The organism is Mesorhizobium sp. WSM4823 (genome assembly GCF_055811195.1).
Genome location: NZ_JBVVQL010000009.1, coordinates 22,377 through 44,775 on the forward strand (window position 1 = coordinate 22,377; position 22,399 = coordinate 44,775).

The 22,399-nt window shown below is 62.2% G+C and carries 18 protein-coding genes; 13 read left to right on the top strand and 5 right to left on the bottom strand.

Annotation, left to right across the window (positions count from 1 at the left end; genetic code table 11):
- The first annotated feature begins 211 nt into the window (after positions 1-211).
- The 7 genes from cpaB to AC0L26_RS21510 are packed head-to-tail and all read left to right on the top strand — an operon-like array spanning position 212 to position 8,206.
- Positions 212-1,021, top strand: coding sequence for a Flp pilus assembly protein CpaB (gene cpaB / locus AC0L26_RS21480; RefSeq protein ID WP_352933973.1), 810 nt, complete (start codon positions 212-214; stop codon positions 1,019-1,021).
- Positions 1,018-2,547 carry a type II and III secretion system protein family protein gene (locus AC0L26_RS21485; RefSeq protein WP_473634387.1) on the top strand — a complete coding sequence of 510 codons (1,530 nt, stop codon included), beginning with the start codon at positions 1,018-1,020 and terminating at the stop codon, positions 2,545-2,547. Before cpaB ends, AC0L26_RS21485 begins: the two co-directional genes overlap by 4 nt.
- Before the next feature lie 14 nt (positions 2,548-2,561).
- The gene (locus AC0L26_RS21490; protein WP_473634388.1) at positions 2,562-3,299 is read left to right on the top strand and encodes a CpaD family pilus assembly protein; all 738 of its coding nucleotides are present in this window, start codon (positions 2,562-2,564) and stop codon (positions 3,297-3,299) included.
- 34 nt (positions 3,300-3,333) lie between these two features.
- Positions 3,334-4,617, top strand: a complete 1,284-nt coding sequence (locus tag AC0L26_RS21495) for a CpaE/TadZ family protein (RefSeq protein WP_473634389.1) — start codon at positions 3,334-3,336, stop codon at positions 4,615-4,617.
- Positions 4,618-4,646: 29 nt separating this feature from the next.
- Positions 4,647-6,134, top strand: a complete 1,488-nt coding sequence (locus AC0L26_RS21500; RefSeq protein ID WP_473634390.1) for a CpaF family protein — start codon at positions 4,647-4,649, stop codon at positions 6,132-6,134.
- 29 nt (positions 6,135-6,163) lie between these two features.
- Positions 6,164-7,177, top strand: coding sequence for a type II secretion system F family protein (locus AC0L26_RS21505; protein WP_473634391.1), 1,014 nt, complete (start codon positions 6,164-6,166; stop codon positions 7,175-7,177).
- Between the two features lie 12 nt (positions 7,178-7,189).
- Entirely contained in the window at positions 7,190-8,206 is a 1,017-nt protein-coding gene (locus tag AC0L26_RS21510) for a type II secretion system F family protein (RefSeq protein ID WP_352933954.1), read from the top strand.
- A 92-nt stretch (positions 8,207-8,298) separates the two neighbouring features.
- On the opposite strand, the gene AC0L26_RS21515 is transcribed toward AC0L26_RS21510, so the two are convergent.
- The gene (locus AC0L26_RS21515) at positions 8,299-9,120 is read right to left on the bottom strand and encodes a tetratricopeptide repeat protein (protein ID WP_352933951.1); all 822 of its coding nucleotides are present in this window, start codon (positions 9,118-9,120) and stop codon (positions 8,299-8,301) included.
- A 120-nt stretch (positions 9,121-9,240) separates the two neighbouring features.
- Between AC0L26_RS21515 and AC0L26_RS21520 the strand changes: the two genes are divergently transcribed.
- The 5 genes from AC0L26_RS21520 to pdeM all read left to right on the top strand — a co-directional run bounded on the left by AC0L26_RS21520 (position 9,241) and on the right by pdeM (position 15,252).
- Positions 9,241-10,605, top strand: coding sequence for a leucyl aminopeptidase family protein (locus AC0L26_RS21520; protein ID WP_473634392.1), 1,365 nt, complete (start codon positions 9,241-9,243; stop codon positions 10,603-10,605).
- Positions 10,606-10,675: 70 nt separating this feature from the next.
- Positions 10,676-11,026 carry a MarR family winged helix-turn-helix transcriptional regulator gene (locus AC0L26_RS21525; RefSeq protein WP_095487941.1) on the top strand — a complete coding sequence of 117 codons (351 nt, stop codon included), beginning with the start codon at positions 10,676-10,678 and terminating at the stop codon, positions 11,024-11,026.
- A 32-nt stretch (positions 11,027-11,058) separates the two neighbouring features.
- Complete coding sequence (locus AC0L26_RS21530) at positions 11,059-11,919, top strand: C40 family peptidase (RefSeq protein WP_473634393.1); 861 nt, start codon at positions 11,059-11,061, stop codon at positions 11,917-11,919.
- Positions 11,920-12,016: 97 nt separating this feature from the next.
- Positions 12,017-14,539, top strand: a complete 2,523-nt coding sequence (locus AC0L26_RS21535) for a ligase-associated DNA damage response DEXH box helicase (protein WP_473634394.1) — start codon at positions 12,017-12,019, stop codon at positions 14,537-14,539.
- Entirely contained in the window at positions 14,536-15,252 is a 717-nt protein-coding gene (gene pdeM / locus AC0L26_RS21540; protein ID WP_473634395.1) for a ligase-associated DNA damage response endonuclease PdeM, read from the top strand. The genes AC0L26_RS21535 and pdeM overlap by 4 nt, the downstream gene beginning before the upstream one ends.
- Before the next feature lie 6 nt (positions 15,253-15,258).
- Here pdeM and AC0L26_RS21545 read toward each other — a convergent pair whose 3' ends face one another.
- The 3 genes from AC0L26_RS21545 to AC0L26_RS21555 are packed head-to-tail and all read right to left on the bottom strand — an operon-like array spanning position 15,259 to position 19,870.
- On the bottom strand, positions 15,259-16,194 hold the full coding sequence (locus AC0L26_RS21545) for a dimethyl sulfoxide reductase anchor subunit family protein (RefSeq protein ID WP_473634396.1): 936 nt from the start codon (positions 16,192-16,194) through the stop codon (positions 15,259-15,261).
- A gap of 11 nt (positions 16,195-16,205) precedes the next feature.
- Entirely contained in the window at positions 16,206-16,940 is a 735-nt protein-coding gene (locus AC0L26_RS21550; RefSeq protein WP_473634397.1) for a 4Fe-4S dicluster domain-containing protein, read from the bottom strand.
- A complete protein-coding gene (locus AC0L26_RS21555; RefSeq protein WP_473634398.1) occupies positions 16,937-19,870 on the bottom strand; it encodes a molybdopterin oxidoreductase family protein in 2,934 nt (977 codons plus the stop codon). Before AC0L26_RS21555 ends, AC0L26_RS21550 begins: the two co-directional genes overlap by 4 nt.
- Positions 19,871-20,144: 274 nt before the next feature.
- Here AC0L26_RS21555 and AC0L26_RS21560 point away from each other — a divergent pair, with 274 nt between their 5' ends.
- Complete coding sequence (locus AC0L26_RS21560; RefSeq protein WP_473634399.1) at positions 20,145-21,047, top strand: LysR substrate-binding domain-containing protein; 903 nt, start codon at positions 20,145-20,147, stop codon at positions 21,045-21,047.
- Between the two features lie 6 nt (positions 21,048-21,053).
- On the opposite strand, the gene AC0L26_RS21565 is transcribed toward AC0L26_RS21560, so the two are convergent.
- A complete protein-coding gene (locus AC0L26_RS21565; protein ID WP_473634400.1) occupies positions 21,054-22,310 on the bottom strand; it encodes an Hsp70 family protein in 1,257 nt (418 codons plus the stop codon).
- Between the last annotated feature and the right edge of the window lie 89 nt (positions 22,311-22,399).

Consider the following 22,399-nt stretch of genomic DNA (forward strand, 5'->3'; position numbering starts at 1 on the left):
CCGCCATACGTCCCTCGTCAGACCTCCAGTATTCGAACTGGCTTTGGAGCCGGCCGCCTGCCCGCCTTTTCAGGGCCGGGAGACGATGCCTCAAATTTATGTAAACGTTAAATTAATCACGATCGTAAGCATTATATTAACCTTGTTTTGACGATTGCCGCTGCAAGGTCCGGCTTGGCTAGGTGGTTTGCCAAGGACGAGGTTCGGACAGATGCCAGCATCCCGACTGATCATACTGGGCGTGGCGGTAGCTGCGGCGGGTGGTGCAGGATACGTTGCGAAGAACATGGCGGTTCCGCCGCCTCAAATCGTCGATTCCGGCCCCTCGGCGCCGGCAATCGCGCTGCAGGACGTGCTTGTCCTGTCTGGCGACGTTCCGATGGGCAGCCCGCTTGAGAACAATGTCAGCTGGCAGTCCTGGCCGGCCGACGGCATCAACGCGAATTTCATCACCCGCGCCGCGGAACCCGAAGCGCTGGAGAAGCTAAAAGGCGGTGTCGCCCGTGTGGCGTTGTATGCCGGCGAGCCGTTGCGGCGCTCCAAGCTGATTGGCGAGGGACAAAGCTTCATGTCGTCGATCCTGCCTTCCGGCATGCGGGCCGTCGCCACAGCGGTATCGGCCGACACTTCGGCCGGCGGCTTCATTCTTCCCAACGATTTCGTCGACGTCATTATGACCCGCAGAGCAGACGCCGGCGGTGGCGGCAGCGGCTTTACGACCGAAACCATCCTCAAGAACATTCGCGTCTTGGCAATCGACCAGACGATCCAGGAGGACGAGGAAGGCAAGAGGACCAGGGTCGGCCAGACCGCCACGCTGGAGCTGACGCCGCAGCAGGCGGAGATCATCACAGTGGCCCAGCAGATGGCGGATCGCCTGACATTGGCGCTGCGGTCGATCAGCGACACACAGGAGAAAAACCTGGGCGAAGCCGACTATCTCGTTTCCGGCAATGGGCGTCGCGGAACGGTACGATTGATCAAGTCGGGCGAAGTTTCCGAAGTGGGGGCAAGGCAATGAGGCTAAACGCTGGACTGCCCGTCACCCTGGCTGCGGCAATCGGCCTGTTTGTCCTTGGAACGAGCCTGCCTGGTGTCGTCGATGCGAATGCGGCTGGCAAAAATGCCGAGGTTACGGCTTCGACCGCAACCCAGCACGTCAAGCTCGGTCTCAACAAATCGGTGGTCATCGATCTGCCGAGCGATGCCTATGATATTCTCGTCGCCAACCCGGCGGTCGCCGACGCGGTGACCCGTACCGCCAGGCGTATCTATCTGTTCGGAAAAGCAGTGGGCGACACCAACATTTTCGTCTTCGGCCCAAATGGCGAACAGATCGTCAGCCTGGATCTGGCGGTCGAACGCGACGTCGCCGGACTGGAAGACTATATCCGACGCTTCATCCCGTCATCGACCATCCAGGTCGAATTGCTGAACGACAACGTCGTCCTGACCGGAACCGTGGACACGCCCCTGGACGCCAAGCGCGCGGTCGATCTGGCCACCATTTTCGTGTCCGGCGGTGAAGCGACCACGGGACAATATTCGCAGACCGCCTCCGGCGGCTCGTCCGAAGGCGGTGTCGACATCGACAACCCGGATTCCGAGCGTCGAGTCAGCAAGATCGTCAACCTGCTGCAGATCATCGGCGACGACCAGGTGACGCTGAAGGTGACGGTTGCGGAAGTCAGCCGCTCGGTCATGAAGCAGCTCGGCGTCAACATGATTGGCGACGGCAGCAGCAACGGCATCAGCTGGGGCGCGGTAAGCGACAATTTCACCGGTTTAGGCAAGTCGCTGTCGAACTCGGGTCTCGCTATCGGCAGCTCGACGCTGCAGGCCTATATCAACGCCATGGAACAGTCAGGCGTCATGAAGACCCTGGCCGAGCCAACATTGACGGCCGTATCCGGCGAGAAGGCGACCTTCAAAGTCGGCGGCGAATATAATATGGTGACCAGCGTTTCCCAAGCCGTATCAAACGATAACCAGACCGGTTTGAAGACCTATTCAGTCGAGAAGATCGAATATGGCATTGGCCTGGAATTCCAGCCGGTGGTGCTATCTCCTGGCCGCATCAGCCTGAAGGTCAGGACGTCGGTTTCCGAGCCGACAACGGAAGGATCAGTATCTTTGTCCGAGGGCGTAGTAAGCCCCGGCATGAACGCCCTCTCGCTCCGCAAACGCTTGGCCGACACGACGGTGGAACTGCCTTCGGGCGGCTCGATGATGATTGCCGGCCTTGTCCGCGACGATCTCAGGCAAGCCGTCAACGGCTTGCCCGGACTGACCAAGATTCCAGTGCTCGGTGCTCTCTTCCGCAGCAGGGATTTCGTCCGCAACGAGACCGAACTCGTTATCATCATCACGCCCTACCTGGTGAAGCCGGTGGCACGCAACGCTCTTGCCAAGCCGGACGACAATTTCAACGCTGCCAGCGATGGCGCCGGCATGTTCCTTGGTCGGGTCAATCGGGTCTACGGCACCATGCAAACTGACAAGCCCAACGGCCGCTATCACGGCGTCGTCGGCTTCATCTACAAGTGAGCGGGGAAGCGGACATGTCTCAGTCAGCGTCGAAACCAAGGACGATCATCGCAGCGATGCGGCTCGGCCGTTCGCGACACTACCGGCCGGCCATTCCGCTCCTGGCGATTGCGGTCGCGGCATTGCTTGCGGGCTGCGCCAAGCGGGACAGCATCACGGTTGGTGCCGTTCCGGACGACTATCGCACCACCCATCCGATCGTGATCGCTGAGAAGATCCAGAAGATCGACCTTCCGGTCGGCGCCGGCGATCGCGGCATGACCGGTTCTCAGCGCGACACGCTTCTGGGTTTCCTGGACGGCTACGACAAAAGCGCCGCTCCTGCCCTGACGATTTCGATCCCGAGCGGTTCGGCCAACGAGATTGCCGCCACCGCGGCCGGTCGCGATTTCGCCAAGCTTGCGATCGCCAGCGGCATCAGCCGGAACCGGATCGTCATGACCACCTATCAGTCGGCTTCGGCCGAAGCGTCCGCGCCGATCCGCGTCGCCTATGTCTCGGTGAAGGCCCAGACGGATGGATGCGGGCGCTGGCCCGAAGATCTGCTGGAGACGTCGGAAAACAAGCACTATGCCGATTTCGGCTGCTCGTATCAGAACAATCTTGCCGCCCAGTTGGCCAACCCCGCTGATCTGATCGGACCGCGCAAGCAATCCGATATCGACGCTGAAAATCGCGGCGAGGTGATCGACGTCTATCGCCAGCGAGGCATTTCGGACGAGTTCCTCGGCAATTCGGAAGTTGAGTATTGAGCTTGAGCAGCCCAGGTCACGGAAAGAAATGACAATGAGCAATCTTGCCTACGACGCGGGGATAGACGGCAGCGAAACCTCGCTGCGGGACATGACCGCCATGCAGGCGTTGCGGCCGATTCCGCGCATTTCGATCCAGGCATTTTGCGAGACCGAGGGCGTCGCCAATCCGGTCGAGCGCGCCGGCGAAGATCGCCGCATGACTAAGACCCATCTGAAAGTCCATATGGGCGGCATCGCCACCGCCATCGAATTTTACCAGTCGGCGCCGACACCGAACCTGATCCTGCTGGAATCGCGCAGTGAGCCGACGCAATTGCTCGAGCAACTCACGCAACTCTCCGAATATTGCGATCCGACCTCGAAGGTCGTGGTCATCGGCCACTACAATGACGTCGGGCTTTACCGCGAGCTCATCCGGTCCGGCATTTCCGAATATGTCATCGCGCCGGTGTCGATGGCCGATATTGTCAGCGTTATATCGTCGATTTTCGTTGATCCGGAAGCCGAGCCGATCGGCCGCTCGATCGCCTTCATAGGCGCCAAGGGTGGCGTCGGCTCCTCGACCATCGCCCACAATGTGGCCTGGGCGATGTCGTCCCTGTTCAAGTCCGAAGTGGTTGTCGCCGATCTCGACCTGGCGTTCGGAACGGCCAACATCAATTTCGACCAGGATCCGGCCCAAGGCATTGCCGAGGCCGTCTTCTCACCGGAGCGCGTCGACGAGGTCTATCTCGACCGGCTGCTTGCCCAGTGCGCCGAGCACCTGTCGCTGCTTGCAGCACCCTCAACCCTAGATCGGGTCTACGACTTCGATCCCGAAGCCTTCACGCAGCTTATCGACATGGCCCAGCGCAGCGTGCCGCTTCTGGTGCTCGACGTCCCGCATATCTGGACAGGCTGGACCAAGAACACGTTGACCAAAGCCGATGACATCGTGATCACGGCGACGCCGGAGCTGGCCAATCTGCGCAACACCAAGAATCTGGTCGACATGTTCAAACGGCTTCGCCCGAACGATCCGCCGCCCAAGCTGATCATCAACCAGGCGGGCGTGCCAAAGCGTCCGGAGATTGCGTCATCCGACTTCGCCGACTCGCTCGGCCTGTCGCCAATGTCGGTCATTCCATTCGAGCCGCTGCTGTTTGGAAACGCCGCCAACAACGGGCGCATGCTCGGCGAAATGGATGCGAGAAATCAGGTGGTTGGCACCATCAACGAGATCGCACACGTTTTGACCGGGCGCAGCGAAATCAAGGCAAGAAAGAAAGCGGGCCTCGGCAATCTCCTTGGCAAGCTTTCGCGCAGCAAGAAATGATGTATCCCCGGCGGAATTGGTAGTCGATCATGTTTGGCAAAAGAGGTAGCGACGACGGCAGCCGGTTCACCCCGGAATTCCGTCAGCCGGCACCTGCTGGCGCGCCGCCGGTAAGTCCTGCAGAAACGTCGGTTCTTGCCAGGCCCGCGCCGTTGCTCGGCGCGTCTGCCGCACCGCCTGCGCGCCGCGTCGTCGAGGCGCCGGAGCCGCCGAAAAGAATCCAGCGCGAAAAGAGCGAAACCTATTACGATACCAAGAGCCAGGTCTTCTCGGCGCTCATCGACACGATCGACCTGTCGCAACTCGCCAAGCTCGATCCCGAAAGCGCACGCGAGGAAATCCGCGACATCGTCAACGACATCATCGCGATCAAGAATTTCGCGATGTCGATTTCCGAGCAGGAAGAGCTGCTCGAGGATATCTGCAATGACGTCCTGGGTTACGGCCCGCTGGAGCCACTGCTCGCCCGCGACGACATCGCCGATATCATGGTCAACGGTTCCAAGGACGTCTACATCGAGGTCAACGGCAAGGTCGAGCAGACCGGCATTCGTTTTCGCGACAACCAGCAACTGCTCAACATCTGTCAGCGCATCGTCAGCCAGGTTGGCCGCCGCGTCGACGAATCGAGCCCGATCTGCGACGCACGCCTTCCTGATGGCTCCCGCGTCAACGTCATCGCGCCGCCGCTCGCCATCGACGGCGCCGCGCTCACAATCCGCAAGTTCAAGAAGGACAAGCTGACGCTCGATCAGCTGGTCAAGTTCGGCGCCATTTCGCCGCATGGCGCAGAGATTCTGAAGATCATCGGCCGCGTCCGCTGCAACATCGTCATTTCGGGCGGCACCGGCTCGGGTAAGACGACGCTGCTCAACTGCCTGACCAATTATATCGACCGCGACGAGCGCGTCATCACCTGCGAGGACTCGGCCGAGCTACAATTGCAGCAGCCGCATGTCGTGCGCCTAGAAACCCGCCCTCCAAACCTCGAAGGTGAGGGCGAGGTGACTATGCGCGATCTGGTCAAGAACTGCCTGCGCATGCGCCCCGAGCGCATCATCGTCGGCGAAGTACGCGGACCTGAAGTGTTCGATCTTCTGCAGGCGATGAACACCGGCCATGACGGCTCGATGGGCACGATCCACTCGAACAGCCCGCGCGAATGCCTGAACCGTATCGAATCGATGATCGCAATGGGCGGCTATACGCTGCCGCAAAAAACCGTGCGTGAAATCGTAGTCGGTTCCGTCGATGTGATCATACAGGCCGCACGCCTGCGCGACGGATCGCGGCGCATCACCCACATCACCGAGGTGATCGGAATGGAGGGCGATGTCATCGTCACGCAGGACATCGTGCTCTACAACATAAAAGGTGAAGACGCGAACGGCAGGCTGCTGGGCGAGCACGTGTCGACAGGCATCGGTCGTCCGCATTTCTGGGAGCGCGCCCGCTACTATGGCGAGGAACAGCGCCTCGCCATTGCGCTCGAGGCGATGGAGAAACGCGCTGACTGATGCATTCGAAGGCGTAGGGGCTAAGATCGATGTTCGGAGTTGACGGCACCGTATTGGCGTTCGTCGTGCTCGCTGGCTTCAGCGCCGGCGCGGTCGCCTATGCTTTCCTGTTCAACCGGATCAGCACCGAGAAGCAAGTCGGAAGGCGGCTTGAAACGATCAAGACCGCAGAAACTGACGGTGCCGTCGTCAAGGCCTCGCGCGATCGCGTGGCGGAAGCGGCCAAGCGGCGCAAATCGGTCCAGGATTCGCTGAAGGAGCTCGAACAGAGGCAGAAAACCAGCCAGAGCATCGTTAAGAAGCCGCCACTCAAGGCCCAGATCCGTCAGGCGGGCATGAAGGTCTCGCTCGAGCGCTTCTATCTCTACTCGGCCGTCTGCGGCGTCGTCCTGACATTTCTTGTTTATTTCATAGGTGCGCCGCTGCTTGTCTTGCCTTGTGTGCTGCTGGTCGGCGGCCTCGGCCTGCCGCGCTGGTTCGTCTCGTTTTGCCGAGCGCGCCGGATCAAGGCGTTCCTCAACGAATTTCCGAACGCGCTCGACATCATTGTTCGTGCTGTCAAATCAGGCTTGCCGATGAACGACGCGGTCCGCCTGATCGCCAACGAATCTCCCGAACCGGTCAAGTCCGAGTTTCGCCGCATCGTCGATTCGCAGCAGATGGGCCTGTCGATCCCCGATGCAAGCTTGCGCATGGCCGAGACGATGCCATGCTCGGAAGCGAGTTTCTTCGGCATCGTCATCCAGATCCAGTCCCAGGCAGGCGGCAATCTTTCCGAGGCGCTGGGCAATCTTTCACGCGTGCTTCGTGATCGCAAGAAAATGAAGGCCAAGGTTCAGGCGCTGTCCATGGAAGCGAAGGCGTCCGCGGTAATCATCGGCGCGTTGCCTTTCATCGTCGCCTTTCTCGTCTACCTGACGAGCCCGAACTACATCATGCCTCTGTTTACCACCAGCGTCGGCAATCTGATCCTCGGGTGCTCGGCGGTCTGGATGTCGATTGGCATCCTGGTGATGCGCAAGATGATGAACTTCGAAGTTTAGGACATCGAGCGCATGACTGAGAGCGTCATCAAAACCCTTACCGACCCGACATTCCTGATTGCCTTGCTGGTCGGTATCGCGGTGTTTGCGACCGTCTTCACGCTGCTGCCCGCGTTTGGCGGGAACCAGCTCAAGGCGCGCATGAAATCCGTGGCGCTGGAGCGCGAGGAATTGCGCGCCAAGCAGCGTGCGCGGCTTGCCGTCGAAGCCGATCGCCGCCGCAAGGGTCTGCGCGAGGAACAGTCGATCGGCATGCGCAATATTGTCGACCGGCTCGACCTGAGGCGAGCTCTCGCCGATGAGGGCACTTTGCAGAAACTCAAGGTGGCGGGCTTTCGCGGGCAGAATCCGCTGACGCGCTTCCTTTTCTTCCGCCTGGTTCTGCCCTTTGTCGGCTTCGCGCTGGCCGCAATGTACGTGTTCGTGGTCGGGGGTTTGCCGGAGCAGCCGGTTCTCGTCAAATTGTTCGTCTGCGTCGTCGTCGCCTATGCGGGTTTTTATGCGCCGGTGCTCTATGTCAACAACCGCGCCACCAAGCGCAAGCAGTCGATCCAGATGGCGTGGCCGGACGCACTCGATCTGATGCTGATCTGCGTTGAATCAGGCATGTCTGTGGAGGCGGCGTTTCGCAAGGTCGCCGACGAGATCGGCGCGCAATCGGTGGCACTTGCCGAAGAGTTCATCCTGACGAATGCCGAGCTTTCCTACTTGCAGGAACGCAAGCAGGCCTACGAAAACCTTGCAAGCCGTACCGGCCTGGAGTCGGTCAGGTCGGTGGCGCAGGCGCTGGTCCAAGCCGAGCGCTACGGCACGCCAGTGGCGCATGCGCTGCGCGTGCTTGCCAGCGAAAGCCGCGACATGCGCATGAACGCTGCCGAGAAGAAGGCCGCGGCCTTGCCGCCGAAGCTCACCGTGCCGATGATCCTGTTCTTCTTGCCGGTGCTGTTCGCCATCATTCTAGGCCCCGCAGGCATCCAGGTGAGCCAGCGCGGCATCTTCGGTGATCCGTCGACATCCAGCGGCCAATAGTCTCGCCAGGGCGACAACATATGCGAAAGCCGCGGTGCTGATGCAACGCGGCTTTGGTATTCCGGCATAAGTAACGGCGGACTGAGGCCGCTTCAATTGGTGGCAGGCTTTGCCTTGTCCTGGTCCTTGAGCTGGCTCCAGGCGTTCTGCTGGGCAAGCATCTGGCGAAGGTAAGCCACGTTCGCCTGCGCCTGCTCGGCCGAGAGCTCCTGCGAAGCGATCTTCTCGGCCTCGTCGAAGCGGCCCTGCAGGCCGACGACCAGCGCCAGGTTCTGGCGCACGCGGCTGTCGGCATTCGGCTGCTGTGCGGCCGAACGCATATAGGTTTCGGCCGTGCGCAGATCGCCTTCCAACACGTAGGACATGCCGAGATTCGAAAGGATCGAAGGTTCATTCGGCTTGAGGTCCAGCGCCTTGCGATAATGCTGGCGCGCTTCGTCTCTCTGGCCGAGCTGGTCGAGAATCGCGGCTTCCGCCGACACCAGCTTCCAGTCGGGATATTCCGGCGTCTGTGCGCGCCGCACTGCGTCGAGTGCCGGCTCGAACTGTCCGTTGGCGGCGAGCGCCTTGCCATAGGCGGCGAGCACGTCGCGGTCCTTCGGCAGGGCGATCGCCAGCTTGCGCATCACGGCGAGCGACTGATCGGCGTCGCCATCCATTTGCAGCGCCGCCGCGTAGTTCGTCGCAATCCGTTTGTCGTTGGGGTTCTTGGCATAGGACTGGCCGAGCGTGATCGTCGCTTTGTGCAACTCGCCGGCCGACATGGTTTCCAGTGGTCTGCTGCTGGTGCGGCTGATCGAGCCGGTTGTGAGCTTGCTGGTTCCGCAGCCGGCGACGCTCGCTGCAAGCGCCATAATCAATGCCGTGGTGATCAGCCGCTTTCCCGTGGCGTTCATTATGCAGTTGGTCGGCATCGCATCAGGCCTCCATTCATAGACGTGGCCATTGCGTGGCCATCTTCCCTCCCGCAGAAATATTCTGTTAACCCTAATGGACAGTTAAGAAACGCCGAGTCGAAAGCCGGAGACCATTGAATGCCTGTCGAACTCGTCGAGAAGGAATTGAAGACCACGCTGCCGGTCCATCTGGTGGCGAAGGATGGGCTGGAGGCCGCAGGTCTTGCGTCGTCGACCCTTGCCTGGGCCAGGGCCAACGGCTTTTCCGGCGAGGCCGGCAGGACGCTCGTGATACCCAGCGAAAACGGCGCGCTTGCCGGAGCACTGTTTGGCACGGGCGATGGCGATGGCGCGCTTGCCGTCGGCGCGCTGGCGAGAGCCTTGCCGGAGGGCGACTGGCATTTCGCCTCGGCACTTGCCGAGCCGGAACTTGCGGCCATCGCGCTGGCGCTCGGTGGTTATGTCTTTACCCGCTACGGCAAGAAACCCGGCAAGGCGCTGCGTTTTTCGCTGCCGTCCGGCGCTGAAGCGGCGCGTGTTCGCTGGATTGCCGATGGCGTCTTCCTGACGCGCGATCTGGTCAATACTCCGACCAGCGACATGGGACCGGACGAGCTGGAGGCGGCTGTTCGGATCTTGGCTAAAAAGCACAAGGCCGAAATGTCGGTGACCAAGGGAGACGATCTGATCAAGAAGAATTTCCCTATGATCCATGCGGTCGGCCGCGCATCGGTCGCCGCGCCGCGTCTGATCGACATGATTTGGGGGCCGAAGAACGCTCCGAAGTTGACGCTGGTCGGCAAAGGCGTCTGCTTCGACACCGGTGGTCTCGACATCAAGCCGTCCTCGGGCATGCTCTTGATGAAGAAGGACATGGGTGGCGCCGCCAATGTCCTGGGCCTCGCCGCGATGATTATGGCCGCCGGGCTGAACGTCCGGCTGCGTGTATTGATCCCGGCGGTCGAGAATTCGATTGCCGGCAACGCCTTCCGGCCCGGCGACGTGTTGGTGAGCCGCAAGGGCATCACCGTCGAGATCGGCAACACCGACGCCGAGGGACGGCTGGTGCTGGCTGACGCCTTGGCGCTGGCCGACGACGACGAGCCGCAGCTGCTGATCGACATGGCGACCCTGACGGGGGCCGCACGCGTCGCGCTCGGCCCCGACCTGCCGCCCTTCTACACCGGCGATGAAGCGCTGGCGTCCGATCTGGCGGCGGCTTCCGCTGCGGTCGAGGATCCGCTATGGCGCATGCCGCTGTGGAAGCCTTATGACACAAAGCTGTCCTCGAAAATCGCCGATATCAACAACGTAACGTCGGACGGTTTCGCCGGCTCGATCACGGCGGCGTTGTTCCTGAAGCGCTTTGTCGAAAAGACCGCGGCCTGGGCGCATTTTGACATCTTCGCCTGGAGCCCGGCCGATCGGCCGCATGGCCTTGCCGGCGGCGAGGCGCAAGGCATTCGGGCGCTGGAAAGGGTCATCTCGAAGCGCTGCGCGTGATGGTTGCTGCCCAACCGGAAATTCTCGAAACTGAAACGGAACCGAAACAATTTGCCGGCATGCTGGCTGGATGTCGATTTCCATGCGCCCGAGCCAAGCCTTGCGACTGTGGCAGCAGGTGATGCTGTCCCAGGTGCGCGACGACACGCCCGATCTCACCATGCGCCAGACGGCGATCCTATTCACCATCTATCTCGACCCGCCGCCCCACACGGTGCGCGGGCTCGCTGCCCGGCTCAATGTCACCAAACCGGTGATCACCCGCGCGCTCGATACGATGGGAGCGCTGAAGCTGGTGTCACGCCATCGCGACGAGCTCGACAAGCGCAACGTGCTGGTCAAGCGCACCGTCGAAGGTGCTCTCTTTGTCGAGCGCTTCGGCGATGTTATCATCGCCAGAGCCCAGGAACTTCCCATCTGACCGAACCGCCCTTTCTGAATGAGTTGCCGATTTTGACCGCCAGGGACGCCCGCCTTCACGCCTTCCGTTCCGATCTCGCCGATGCCAGGCTGAAAGGCGAGGTTGCTGCCGATCGCTTCGTCGCCGGGCGGCCGGCGCGCATATCAGCCTCCGTGGCCGATGTCCGCAAGGCTCCGCGCCCGGATGCCGGCGTCGATACCCAGCTTCTGTTCGGCGACGACGTCCTCGTCTTCGAAGACGTTGAGGGCTGGGCCTGGATACAGGCCGAGCGCGACGGCTATGTCGGCTATGTCGCCGACACCGTGCTGGGCAGTCGGGACCATGCGCCCGCCCATGTTGTCTCGGTGCCGCGCACTTTCCTCTATCCGGGACCGGATTTGCGGTTCCCGGTCAGCGGACAACTCTCAATGGGATCGACGGTAACGGTGACGGGCGCGGCTGAAACACGCGGCACGCACTATGTTCTGCTGCCATCCGGCGAGGCCGTCATATCTGGCCATCTCAGGCCTGTTGCCGAGATTGCCCCCGACTACGTCACGGTTGCCGAGGCGTTTCTCGGCACGCCCTATCTGTGGGGCGGCGCCTCCGGCTTTGGCATCGATTGTTCCGGTCTCGTGCAACTCGCAATGCACATGGCTGGCAGGCAAGTGCTGCGCGACACCGACATGCAGGCGGCGACCATCGGTGAACCGCTCGACCCGGGCCCGGATTTTGCCGGACTGCAGCGCGGCGATTTGGTATTCTGGAAAGGCCATGTCGCTGTTATGACCGACCCAGAAACGATGATCCATGCCAACGGCCACACCATGCTGGTCTCGCGTGAAGGGTTCAGAGAAGCCGTCGCCCGTATCGGCTACCTCTATGGCGGGCCGACAGGATTTCGGCGACCGTAGCGCGAGAGCGGCTCTTCTCAGGCGAGAGGAATGCGTTCGATCACCTTTTGTTCCGATTCTTCTTGGCGATTGCACGCCGCCGCGCTACCTCTGGCGCGTGACAGAGCAGCCGCGCCTTGCCGAACAGAATGCCGCCGTGCACTTGCCCGAGCCATTCCTCAGATGGTTCGCGCAAAAAGGCTGGTCGCCGCGTACCCATCAGATCGAATTGCTGGCGACTGCCCAAGCCGGGCAGTCGGTGCTGCTGATCGCACCGACCGGCGCCGGCAAGACGCTGGCAGGGTTCCTGCCGTCGCTGACCGAGTTGGCAGGCCGGCCAAGGAAGAAACCGGGGCAGGCGCGTCGCGGCATCCACACGCTCTACATCTCGCCGCTGAAGGCGCTGGCCGTCGACATCGAGCGCAATCTCGGCAAGCCGGTCGAAGAAATCGGTCTGCCAGTCACGATCGAGACACGCACCGGCGACACGCCCGCCCATAAGCGCCAGCGGCAGAAGCTGGCGCCACCCGACATTCTCTTGACCACGCCCGAGCAACTGGCGTTGCTGATCGCGGCGCCCGACGCCAGGCGCTTCTTCGAGGACCTGCATTATGTCGTGCTCGACGAACTGCATTCGCTGGTGACGTCGAAACGCGGGCATCTCCTGTCGCTCGGTCTGGCCCGGCTGCGATCCTTTGTTCCGGGCTTGCAGACGATCGGCCTGTCCGCCACGGTCGCCGAGCCCGATGAATTGCGGCGCTGGCTGGTCAGCCAGAACCCACCCGGCGGCATGGCAGAATTGATCGTCGTGACGGGCGGCGCCAAGCCCGAGATCTCCATTCTTGACTCGGAAGAGCGTGTTCCTTGGGCTGGACATTCGGCCCGCTACGCAACGCCGGAGATCTATTGCGAGATCAAGCGACACAAGACGACCCTGCTGTTTGTCAACACCCGCAGCCAGGCCGAGCTGCTGTTCCAGGAGTTGTGGCGGGTCAATGAAGACACATTACCGATCACCCTGCATCACGGCTCGCTCGATGTCGCCCAGCGCCGGCGCGTCGAAAAAGCCATGGGCGAGAATGCCTTGCGCGCCATCGTCGCCACCTCGACGCTCGACCTCGGCATCGACTGGGGCGATGTCGACCTGGTTGTGCATGTCGGCGCACCGAAGGGTGCGAGCCGGCTGGCGCAGCGCATCGGCCGCGCCAATCACCGCATGGATGAGCCGTCCAAGGCGATCCTGATTCCGGCCAACCGCTTTGAGGTGCTGGAATGCCGGGCGGCGCTCGACGCCAATTATCTTGGTGCCCAGGACACGCCGCCGCTGGTCAACGGCGGGCTCGACGTGCTGGCGCAGCATGTGCTTGGTTGCGCCTGCGGCGCGCCATTCCATGCCGACGTGCTTTTTGAGGAAGTAAGAACAGCCGCGCCCTATGCCGAACTCGATCGGCCGACATTCGACCGCGTCGTCGATTTCGTCGCCACCGGCGGCTATGCGCTGAAGAACTATGAGCGCTACGCCCGTATCCGCCTGAACAAGGACGGGCTGTGGCGCGTGTCCAATCCTCGGGTTGCTCAGCAGTATCGGCTGAATGTCGGCACCATCATCGAGGTGCCGGCGCTCAACGTGCGTTATATCAAGGCCGGCAGCAAGGGCTCTGCCTCGCGCGGCGGTCGCGTCCTGGGCAAGATCGAGGAGGCGTTCCTTGAAACGCTGACGCATGGCGACACGTTCATGTTTGCCGGCAAAGTTCTGCGTTTCGAGGGCATCCGCGAGAATGAGTGCTTCGTATCAAATGCACCTGGTAGCGACGCCAAGGTGCCATACTATGGCGGCGGCAAATTCCCGCTTTCGACCTACCTCGCCGAGCAGGTCCGCATCATGCTGGACGACCCGCAGCGCTGGAAGAAGCTGCCGGAACAGGTGGCCGACTGGCTACGCTTCCAGGCCGACAAATCGGTACTGCCGAAACGCGATGACCTGCTGATCGAGACCTTTCCGCGCGGCAACCGCTACTATCTGGTGGCCTATCCGTTCGAGGGCAGGCTGGCGCACCAGACGCTCGGCATGCTGCTCACCCGCCGTCTCGACAGGACGGGAGCCAGGCCGCTCGGCTTCGTCGCCACCGACTATGCACTTGCCATTTGGTCGCTTGCCGATATGGGCGGGATGTTCCGGGCGAAGAAACCTTCGCTCAGCGAACTTTTCGACCAGGACATGCTGGGCGACGACCTCGAAGCCTGGCTGGCCGGCAGCTGGCTCTTGAAGCGCACCTTCCGCAACTGCGCGCTGATCTCGGGGCTGATCGAAAAACGCCATCCGGGCCAGGAGAAGAGCGGCCGTCAGGTCACCGTGTCGACCGACCTCATTTACGACGTTCTGCGCAGCCATGAGCCCGACCATATCCTGTTGCAGGCGACGCGTGCCGATGCGGCCACGGGTCTGCTGGATGTCAGCAGACTTGCCGAGATGCTCTCGCGCATCCAGGGACGAATCGTGCATAAGAATCTCGAACAGATCTCGCCGCTCGCCGTGCCGATCATGCTCGAAATCGGTAAGATGCCGGTGCATGGCGAGGCCGATGATACGCTGCTGATGGATGCGGCAACGTTGGTCGAGGAGGCCATGGGGACGAAATGACGCTTGCGCTGGCCATGACTGCGTCCGTGACGGATACCGACTACATCGGTATCGCCGGCGAGCGCGCGATCTGCGATCGGCGCGGCGTGCTCTACTTCCCCGAGCTTCGGCTTTTGGCCGTGTCCGACCTGCATCTGGAGAAGGGGTCGTCGCTGGCACGACGCGGTACGTTGATCCCGCCTTATGATACCGGTGCGACCTTGCTGCGGCTGCAGGCGGTGATTGCCGATTATCAGCCGGCTATCGTCATCAGCCTGGGCGATAGCTTTCATGATGGCGGCGGCGCGGCGCGCATGCATTCGAGCTTCCGTGAACGGTTGGAGGGGCTGATGGCCGGCCGCGACTGGTTCTGGGTCGCCGGCAATCACGACCCGGACGCGCCGGCCGACCTGCCCGGCGAGACGGTGCGCGAGCTGGCTATCGGCTCACTCGTATTCCGGCATGAGCCTTCGGCAGTGAGGGTGGAGGGCGAGGTCGCCGGCCATCTGCACCCTTGCGCCCGCATCGTGCAGCAAGGCCGCTCGGTGCGGCGGCGCTGCTTTGCCGGCGACGGCGGCCGCATGATCATGCCGGCCTTCGGCGCCTATACCGGCTCGCTCAATGTGCTCGACCGCGCCTATGCCGGGCTATTCCGTCGCGAAACGCTGATGGCCTACATGCTCGGCGCGGAGCGCATTTTCGCCATTTCCCACGCGATGCTAAGGCCTGGCTGAGCAGCTCTACCGACCGTAATAAAGGGCGACAGTGTGCTTCGCCTCGGCGAAGAACAGCCAGCGTTCGACCAGCATGCCGGCGAATTGGACAATTGCGGCGAGCGCCGACAGCACCGCCGCATAGGGCCACGGTAGGGCGACAGCGGCAATCAGCAACAAGGCGGGCAGGGCGAAGGCCAGCGCTTGCGTGATCTGGCGCAATCGCGTCTTGTGCTTGCGCGCAATGCGAAAGCCCATCTCCTTGAGCAGGTAGTTTTCCTCGGTGTGCGGCCATTCCATTGACCGCACGGTACCGCCGGCAAGTCCGGTCGCGGTATTGGCATTGGTCGGAATTTCCAGCCTGTCATTGTATCGCCAGGTTGCCAGCTTCCAGCCCCAGCCGAACAAGGTCAGCAGCATGCAACCTGCAAGAACGGTGGTCGATCCAAGGGCGAAACCCTGCAGCAGCGCGCTGAGAAGCACGCTGCCGCTCATCGCCGAAAAGATCAGGTAGCCGGGCAGAGTGAAGCGGCTGTGCCACTGGGCGATCGGCTTCAGCGAGGCGTAGATCATTCCTGTGGTGCAGACGGTGACGACTGCGCCGATAGCCGCCAGCAACCCGGCTACGGCCACCCAGCCGTTCGTGCGGCCAAGGACCACCCAGCCTATGGCGAACAGTCCTGCCGGCACGAAGGTCGCGACCGACGCCACGCCTTCGCGTGACAACCATGAGCTGCGCCATTGCGAAAACGCGCGCCAGGCGCGTTCGGGCCGACCGAGATGGCCAGCCGATGACAACAGGCCGGCTGAGATCAGACCGAGCGCCAGCCCCATGCCGACGAGGCCGAGCCAGAAGTCGGGCGGGACAAATCCTTGTCCCGCCAGCACGCCGAGCAACGCGAGCAGGCCGTAACCGGCGCCCGTGGCAGTGGTGAAAAAGACGACGGAGAAGGCTGGATGCATGGAGGCGCTGGTCAGTTCGAAAGCATGCGGTCGACCCAGCCGAGGAAACCACCTTCAGCCCGCACCGCTTCGAGCGCCGGTGCCGGCACCGATGCGGCGCGTCTGGTATGGGCGCGGGGCGGCAAATATTTGTTGGTCGGGTGGTAGCCGAGTTCGGGCATCAGGTCGACGCCGCCGCGCTCAGTCACCAGTTGCGAGATCGCCGACGCCGGATAGCCGAGATCGCCAAAATGCCGCGCGCTGGTTGGACAGGCGGCGACGCAGGCCGGCACGCGATCTTCTTCAGCCAGATTGTCGTTGTAGATGCGGTCGACGCATAGCGTGCATTTCTTCATCACGCCGACATCGGTGTCGAATTCGCGCGCGCCATAGGGGCAGGCCCAGCTGCATAATTTGCAGCCGATACACTTGTCCTCGTCGACCAGCACGATGCCGTCCGAGGCCCTTTTGTAGGAGGCGCCGGTCGGGCAGACGGTGACGCAGGCCGGTGTCTCGCAATGCAGGCAGGAGCGTGGGAAATTGACCGTGCGCCCACCCATCTCCGTGATGTGCTCGTAGCTGTGCACGCGGTTGAACCAGACCCCGTCGACATCGCCGCCATAAGGATCGATGTCGGTCAGCGGCGCCATGTGGCCGCCGGTGTTCCATTCTTTGCAGGCGGTGACGCATGCCTGGCAGCCGACACAGGTGTCGAGATCGATGACCAGGCCGAGCTTCTTGTCGGTATGGGCGGGGAGACAGGTCATGGTCTGGCGGCTTCTCTTTCCCGGCGAAACTCGGCGCCGAAACTGAGCTTGTCGGGCGAGGGTTCGAAATGCGGTGGCTGTCGGATGCGCTCGAACTGCGGCTCGGTGAAGCCGGCATCCTCGGCCGCGCATTTGACGATGCGTACGCGCAGGTCGAACCATGCTGCCTGGCCGGTGACCGGGTCGGAGTTCGAATAGCGCTTGCCGTTCGCATCGGCAGAGGTCTGGTCGCCGATGATATGGTTGAGCAGGAAGCCGCGGTTGCTCTCGGCGGCGTCGTCCTTGAGCCCCCAACTGCCGCGCCGTTTGCCGATGGCGTTCCAGGTCCACACCGTATCCGCGTTGACGCCGTCGACCAGCTTAATCTGGCCTTTGACCTTGCCGTTGATACTCTCGATCCACACCCAGTCGTCGTCGACAAGACCGAGGTCAGCGGCGGTTCGGTCGTGCACGAACAGCCTGTTTTGGCTGGTGATCTGTCTGAGCCAGGCGTTCTGCGAACCCCAGGAATGATACATGTGCATTGGCCGCTGCGTCAGCGCATGCAGCGGATATTTCTCCAGGTCGACAGCCGCTTCCTCGAACGGCGCGTACCAGAACGGCAGCGGGTCCATATAAGTCTCGATGCGGCTGCGCTCCGCCTCCGGCGGCAGCACCCGCCCATGGCCGCGCGCGGCAAGGCGAAACCGCTGGATCGGTTCCGAATAGAGCTGGAAGACGATCGGCTCGGCTTTCGGGATGAAGCCCATGTTCTCGGCGAAGTCGAGATAGGAGCGGTTTGCCATCTTGTAATAACGTTGGTCGTCCGCAAAATCATGGTGCCAGAAGCCGCCATTGTCGATGTAGCGCTGCAATTGGTCAGGATTGGGCTCGCCCTTGCCGATCGAGGCGCCGTCCTTGCCGCGCCAGCCGGCGAGCGGGCCGACACCCGGCGTGCGCTCATGATTGACGATGTAATCGGCATAGTCGCGGTATTTGGCCGAGCCGTCATCGTCGACGAAACCGGGTAGGCCGAGCCGCGCGCCGAGCTCGATCAGCACCGTCTGGAACGGCCTGACATCACGATCAGGCTCAACGACGGGATGGCGGATGGCATCGCCCGGGCCGTTGGCATGACTGATCGGCCGGTCGAGCAGGCTGATGCAGTCATGCCTTTCGAGATAGGTGGTGTCGGGAAGCACGAGATCGGCGAACGGCACGGTCTCGGAATAATAGGCGTCGGAATAGATGATGAACGGGATCTTGTAGTTTCCGGCCTCATCGCTGTCGGTCAGCATCGCCATCGTCTGGACGGTGTTCATCGACGAGTTCCAGGCCATGTTCGACATATACATCATCAGCGTGTCGATCGGGTAGGGATCGCCGGCCCAGGCGTTGCGGATGACCGTGTGCATGAGCCCGTGCGCGGCAAGCGGCGCGTCCCAGGAATAGGCCTTGTCGATACGGATCGGCGTCCCTGCGTCATCGACCAGCAGGTCGTCCGGTCCGCAGACGAAGCCAAGCGGCATGCCTTCGAGCGGCGTCATCGGTCTGACGTCCTTGCCTGCTGGCTTCGGCCCCGGCGGCGCCGACCTGGGATAGGGCGGCTTGAAGCGAAACCCGCCCGGCACGTCCACCGTGCCGAGAAGCACCTGGAGCAGGTGGATGGCGCGGCAGGTGTGAAACCCGTTCGAATGGGCCGAGATGCCGCGCATGGCATGCATCGACACCGGCCGGCCCTTGATCGTCTCGTGCCGGCGGCCGGCCCAGTCGGTCCACACTATCGGCAGTTCGATTACTTGCTCGAAAGCGACATGAGCGAGCTCCGCAGCAACGCGTCGGATCGTGTCGCCTGGAACGCCGCAGCGCTCCGCAACCGCGTCCGGCGAATAACTCTCGTCCAGATAGCGGTCGGCGATAAGCTGGAACACCGGCACGCACCGGCGACCGTTGACCTGGAAGTTGTCGGTCAGCGCCGGCTTTGCCTCGGTATCGGTGGCGCTGACGGGCACTTTCGCCAGCCTGTCCCAGGACAGTGGATTGCCCGCACTGTCGCGCACGAACAGCCCGTCATCGGCCGCACCCGGCTCCTGGATGATGAGGACATGGGCGTTGGTGTAACGCAGCAAATAATCGAGGTCGATGCGGCCGGCCCTCAACAATTCGTGGATGAGGGCGAAAACGAACAGGCCATCGGTGCCGGGCCGGATGCCGATCCAGTCGTCGGCGATGGCATTGTAGCCGGTGCGACACGGATTGATCGAGACGACCTTGGCGCCGCGCGTCTTGAGCTTGCCGAGGCCAATCTTGATCGGATTGGAATCATGGTCTTCGGCCACGCCGAACAGCATGAAGTATTTGGTGTTGTCCCAGTCAGGCTCACCAAACTCCCAGAACGAGCCGCCGATCGTGTAGAGGCCGCCGGCCGCCATGTTGACCGAGCAGAATCCGCCATGGGCGGCGAAATTCGGCGTGCCGAACTGGCTCGCCCACCAGCCGGTCAGCGATTGCGACTGATCGCGCCCGGTGAAGAAGGCGAGTTTCTTCGGATCGGTGCGGCGGATTTTCGAAAGCCGTTCCGTCGCGATCGAGAAAGCCTCCTCCCACTCGATCTCACGGAATTCTGCCGAGCCACGCGGACCTGTCCGCAGCAATGGTTTTTTTAATCGGGCCGGACTGTAGTGCTGCATGATGCCGGCGCTACCCTTGCCGCACAGCACGCCGCGATTGACCGGATGGTCCTTGTTGCCGTTGATGTAGCGGACCTTGCCGTCCTTGATGTGGACGTCGATGCCGCAGCGGCAGGCGCACATGTAGCAGGTTGTCTTGGCGATGCTGTCGGAGACGTCGGGCGAGGTGTCGACGCCGTCCCCCTCGTTCGGCGCGCGCGTGTCGGCAAGCGACCGTTGGGACGGTGCGGAATTGGCGCCGCGCGGCGCTCCGTTCTTCATGATCTACTTTTGCGGTCCGAGTGTTTGGCTCGCGTTTTTGGTCCAGGGCCGCGCATATAATGCTCTTCCGGATGATAGCCGTCGCTGGAGAGCCGCCGCCGCAAGCCGCGCGTCCAGTGGGCTAACAGGGATTTGAACCGCCCGATCACTTTCTGCCCTTTGCGGATTAGCCGCGATATTTTTCCAATTTCGCGCAAAAACTTAGAACAAAATAATCGATCCGTCTAACAAGTTGCTCTTGTAATTCCAATCGAATTTCTTTCTTAATCCGCTCATGACTCTAGACCAATTGCGGATCTTCGTTGCTGTCGCCGAACGGGGACACGTCACCAAGGCGGCAGAGCTGCTGGGCATTTCCCAGTCGGCGGCGTCGGCCGCCATCCGCTCGCTCGAACAGCAGCACGGCGTCCAGTTGTTCAACCGGGTCGGCCGCAACATTGAACTGGCGCAGACCGGCCGCCGGTTCCTGCCCGAAGCCAAGGCCGTGCTCGAACGGGCGGCAGCCGCTAATAACGTGCTGGAGCACGTCTCGCAGACGATTACTGGCAGTCTTTCGATCGCCGCCAGCCAGACCATCGCTAGCTACTGGCTGCCGCGCCGGCTGGCCTCCTTCCACGAAGCCTATCCCGCGGTCAGGCTGAGCGTGACCATCGGCAACACCAGGCAGGTCGAGACCAATGTCCTGGACGGCACCGCGGATTTTGGCCTGGTCGAGGGGCGAACCGAATCTGACATATTGCGGCGTGCCAAGGTCGATGTGGATCGCCTGATGCTGGTCGTGGCGCATTCGCATCCAGAGATTGCTGAAGTCTCGCGCGGGCATCCCGACATCAGAGAGCTCCGTTGGATCATCAGGGAAGGCGGGTCGGGCACGCGCGAGGTGCTGGAAGATCTTGCCCGCCACGAGGGAATCTCGTTCGCGGACCTCAGAATATTCCTGGTGCTGCCAAGCAACGAGGCGGTCCGTCAGGCGGTCGAGGCCGGCGCCGGCGCCACCATCATTTCGGAGCTTGTCGTCGCGCGTGCGGTAGCCGAGCGCAGCTTGCGGTCCGTGCCGATCGATCTGCCGAAGCGCGATTTCGCCATGATCACGCATCGTGACCGGCAGGCAAGCCTGGCCCAGATGGCCCTCAAGGCACATCTGGGTGAGAAGGCCGGCGAGACCGTCCGGGGATAAGCTGGATCAGCCGAATTTCCGCTGCGCATCGAGCGCCAGCCCAAGCCCGACCGATCCGAACATGTCGCCTTCGATAACGGACGCCTGCGGCACCAAGGCGAGTATCTGTTGCCTCGCCAGAGGGATGGCGGTCGATCCGCCGGTCAGGAATACCGCGGTGATGTCGGACGGTTTCACCTGCGCGTCGCGGATAGTCTCGTCAACCGTTGCGGCAACCCGTTCGATGTCCCTGGCGATCGTGCCCTCAAGCCCGGTGCGTGAAATTTCTGCCGCGAACTTCGCTCCGGGCAACGCTACCGCGACCTGTGCCGACAATTGCTCCGTCAGCTCGATCTTGGCCTTTTCAACCAAAGCGGCCAGCGCGTGCCCGAAACGATGCTCGACGATATGGATGAAACGGTCGACCAGGTCGGCGCGTTCCGCTTCGTAGCGGATCTGGCGCAGATGCGTCATCGCCCGGGCGGTGTAGACGAGATTGATGCGCTGCCAAGTCGCCAGATCGATGAAGTAGCTAGCCGGCAAGTTTCGTTTGCCGTCCTTGGTCGGCGAGAGATAGCCGAGTTGCGGCATCACATGGGCGATGCTCAACAGCCGGTCGAAGTCGGTGCCGCCGATGTGGATGCCTCGGCTCGCCAGAATGTCGTCTTTGCGATCGAGAGAGCGGGCGCGCTGCGGCGAGACCCGCACGATCGAGAAATCGGACGTGCCGCCGCCCATGTCGACGATCAGCGCCAGTTCTTCTCGCGTGACCTTCTGCTCGTAGTCGAGCGCCGCCGCGATCGGCTCGAACTGGAAGGCAATATGCTTGAAGCCCTGGGCGCGGGCTGCGTTTTTGAGTTCACCTTCGGCCTTGGCATCGGCCTCGGCATCGTCGTCGACGAACTGCACCGGTCGACCGAGCACCACGCTCTCGACCACGTCGCCGGCATCCTCTTCCAGCTTTTTTCTGAGATGGCCGACGAACAGACCGATGATCTCGGTAAAGGCGATCGACCGAGCCTTGATCCGCGTCTTTTCATGGACAAGCGAACTGCCGAGCACACTCTTCAGCGAGCGCATCAGCCGGCCTTCGATGCTGTCGGTGTAGTCTGCAATCGCGCGGCGGCCGAAATAGGTGCGGTTGTCCTCGAAGTTGAAGAACACGGCGCTGGGCATCGTGACTTGGCCGTCTTCCAGCGCCACGAGCCGCGGCTGCCCGTTCCTGATCACGCCCACGGTGGAATTCGAAGTGCCGAAGTCGATACCGCCGAATGCTGGTCGCATCGCGAATTCCTGTATTTTTGAATCGGGAGCAGCAGCTCGACTCCGGCCGGGCCGGGCGCGGTCTAACCCACGAACGCAAAAAGGGGAAC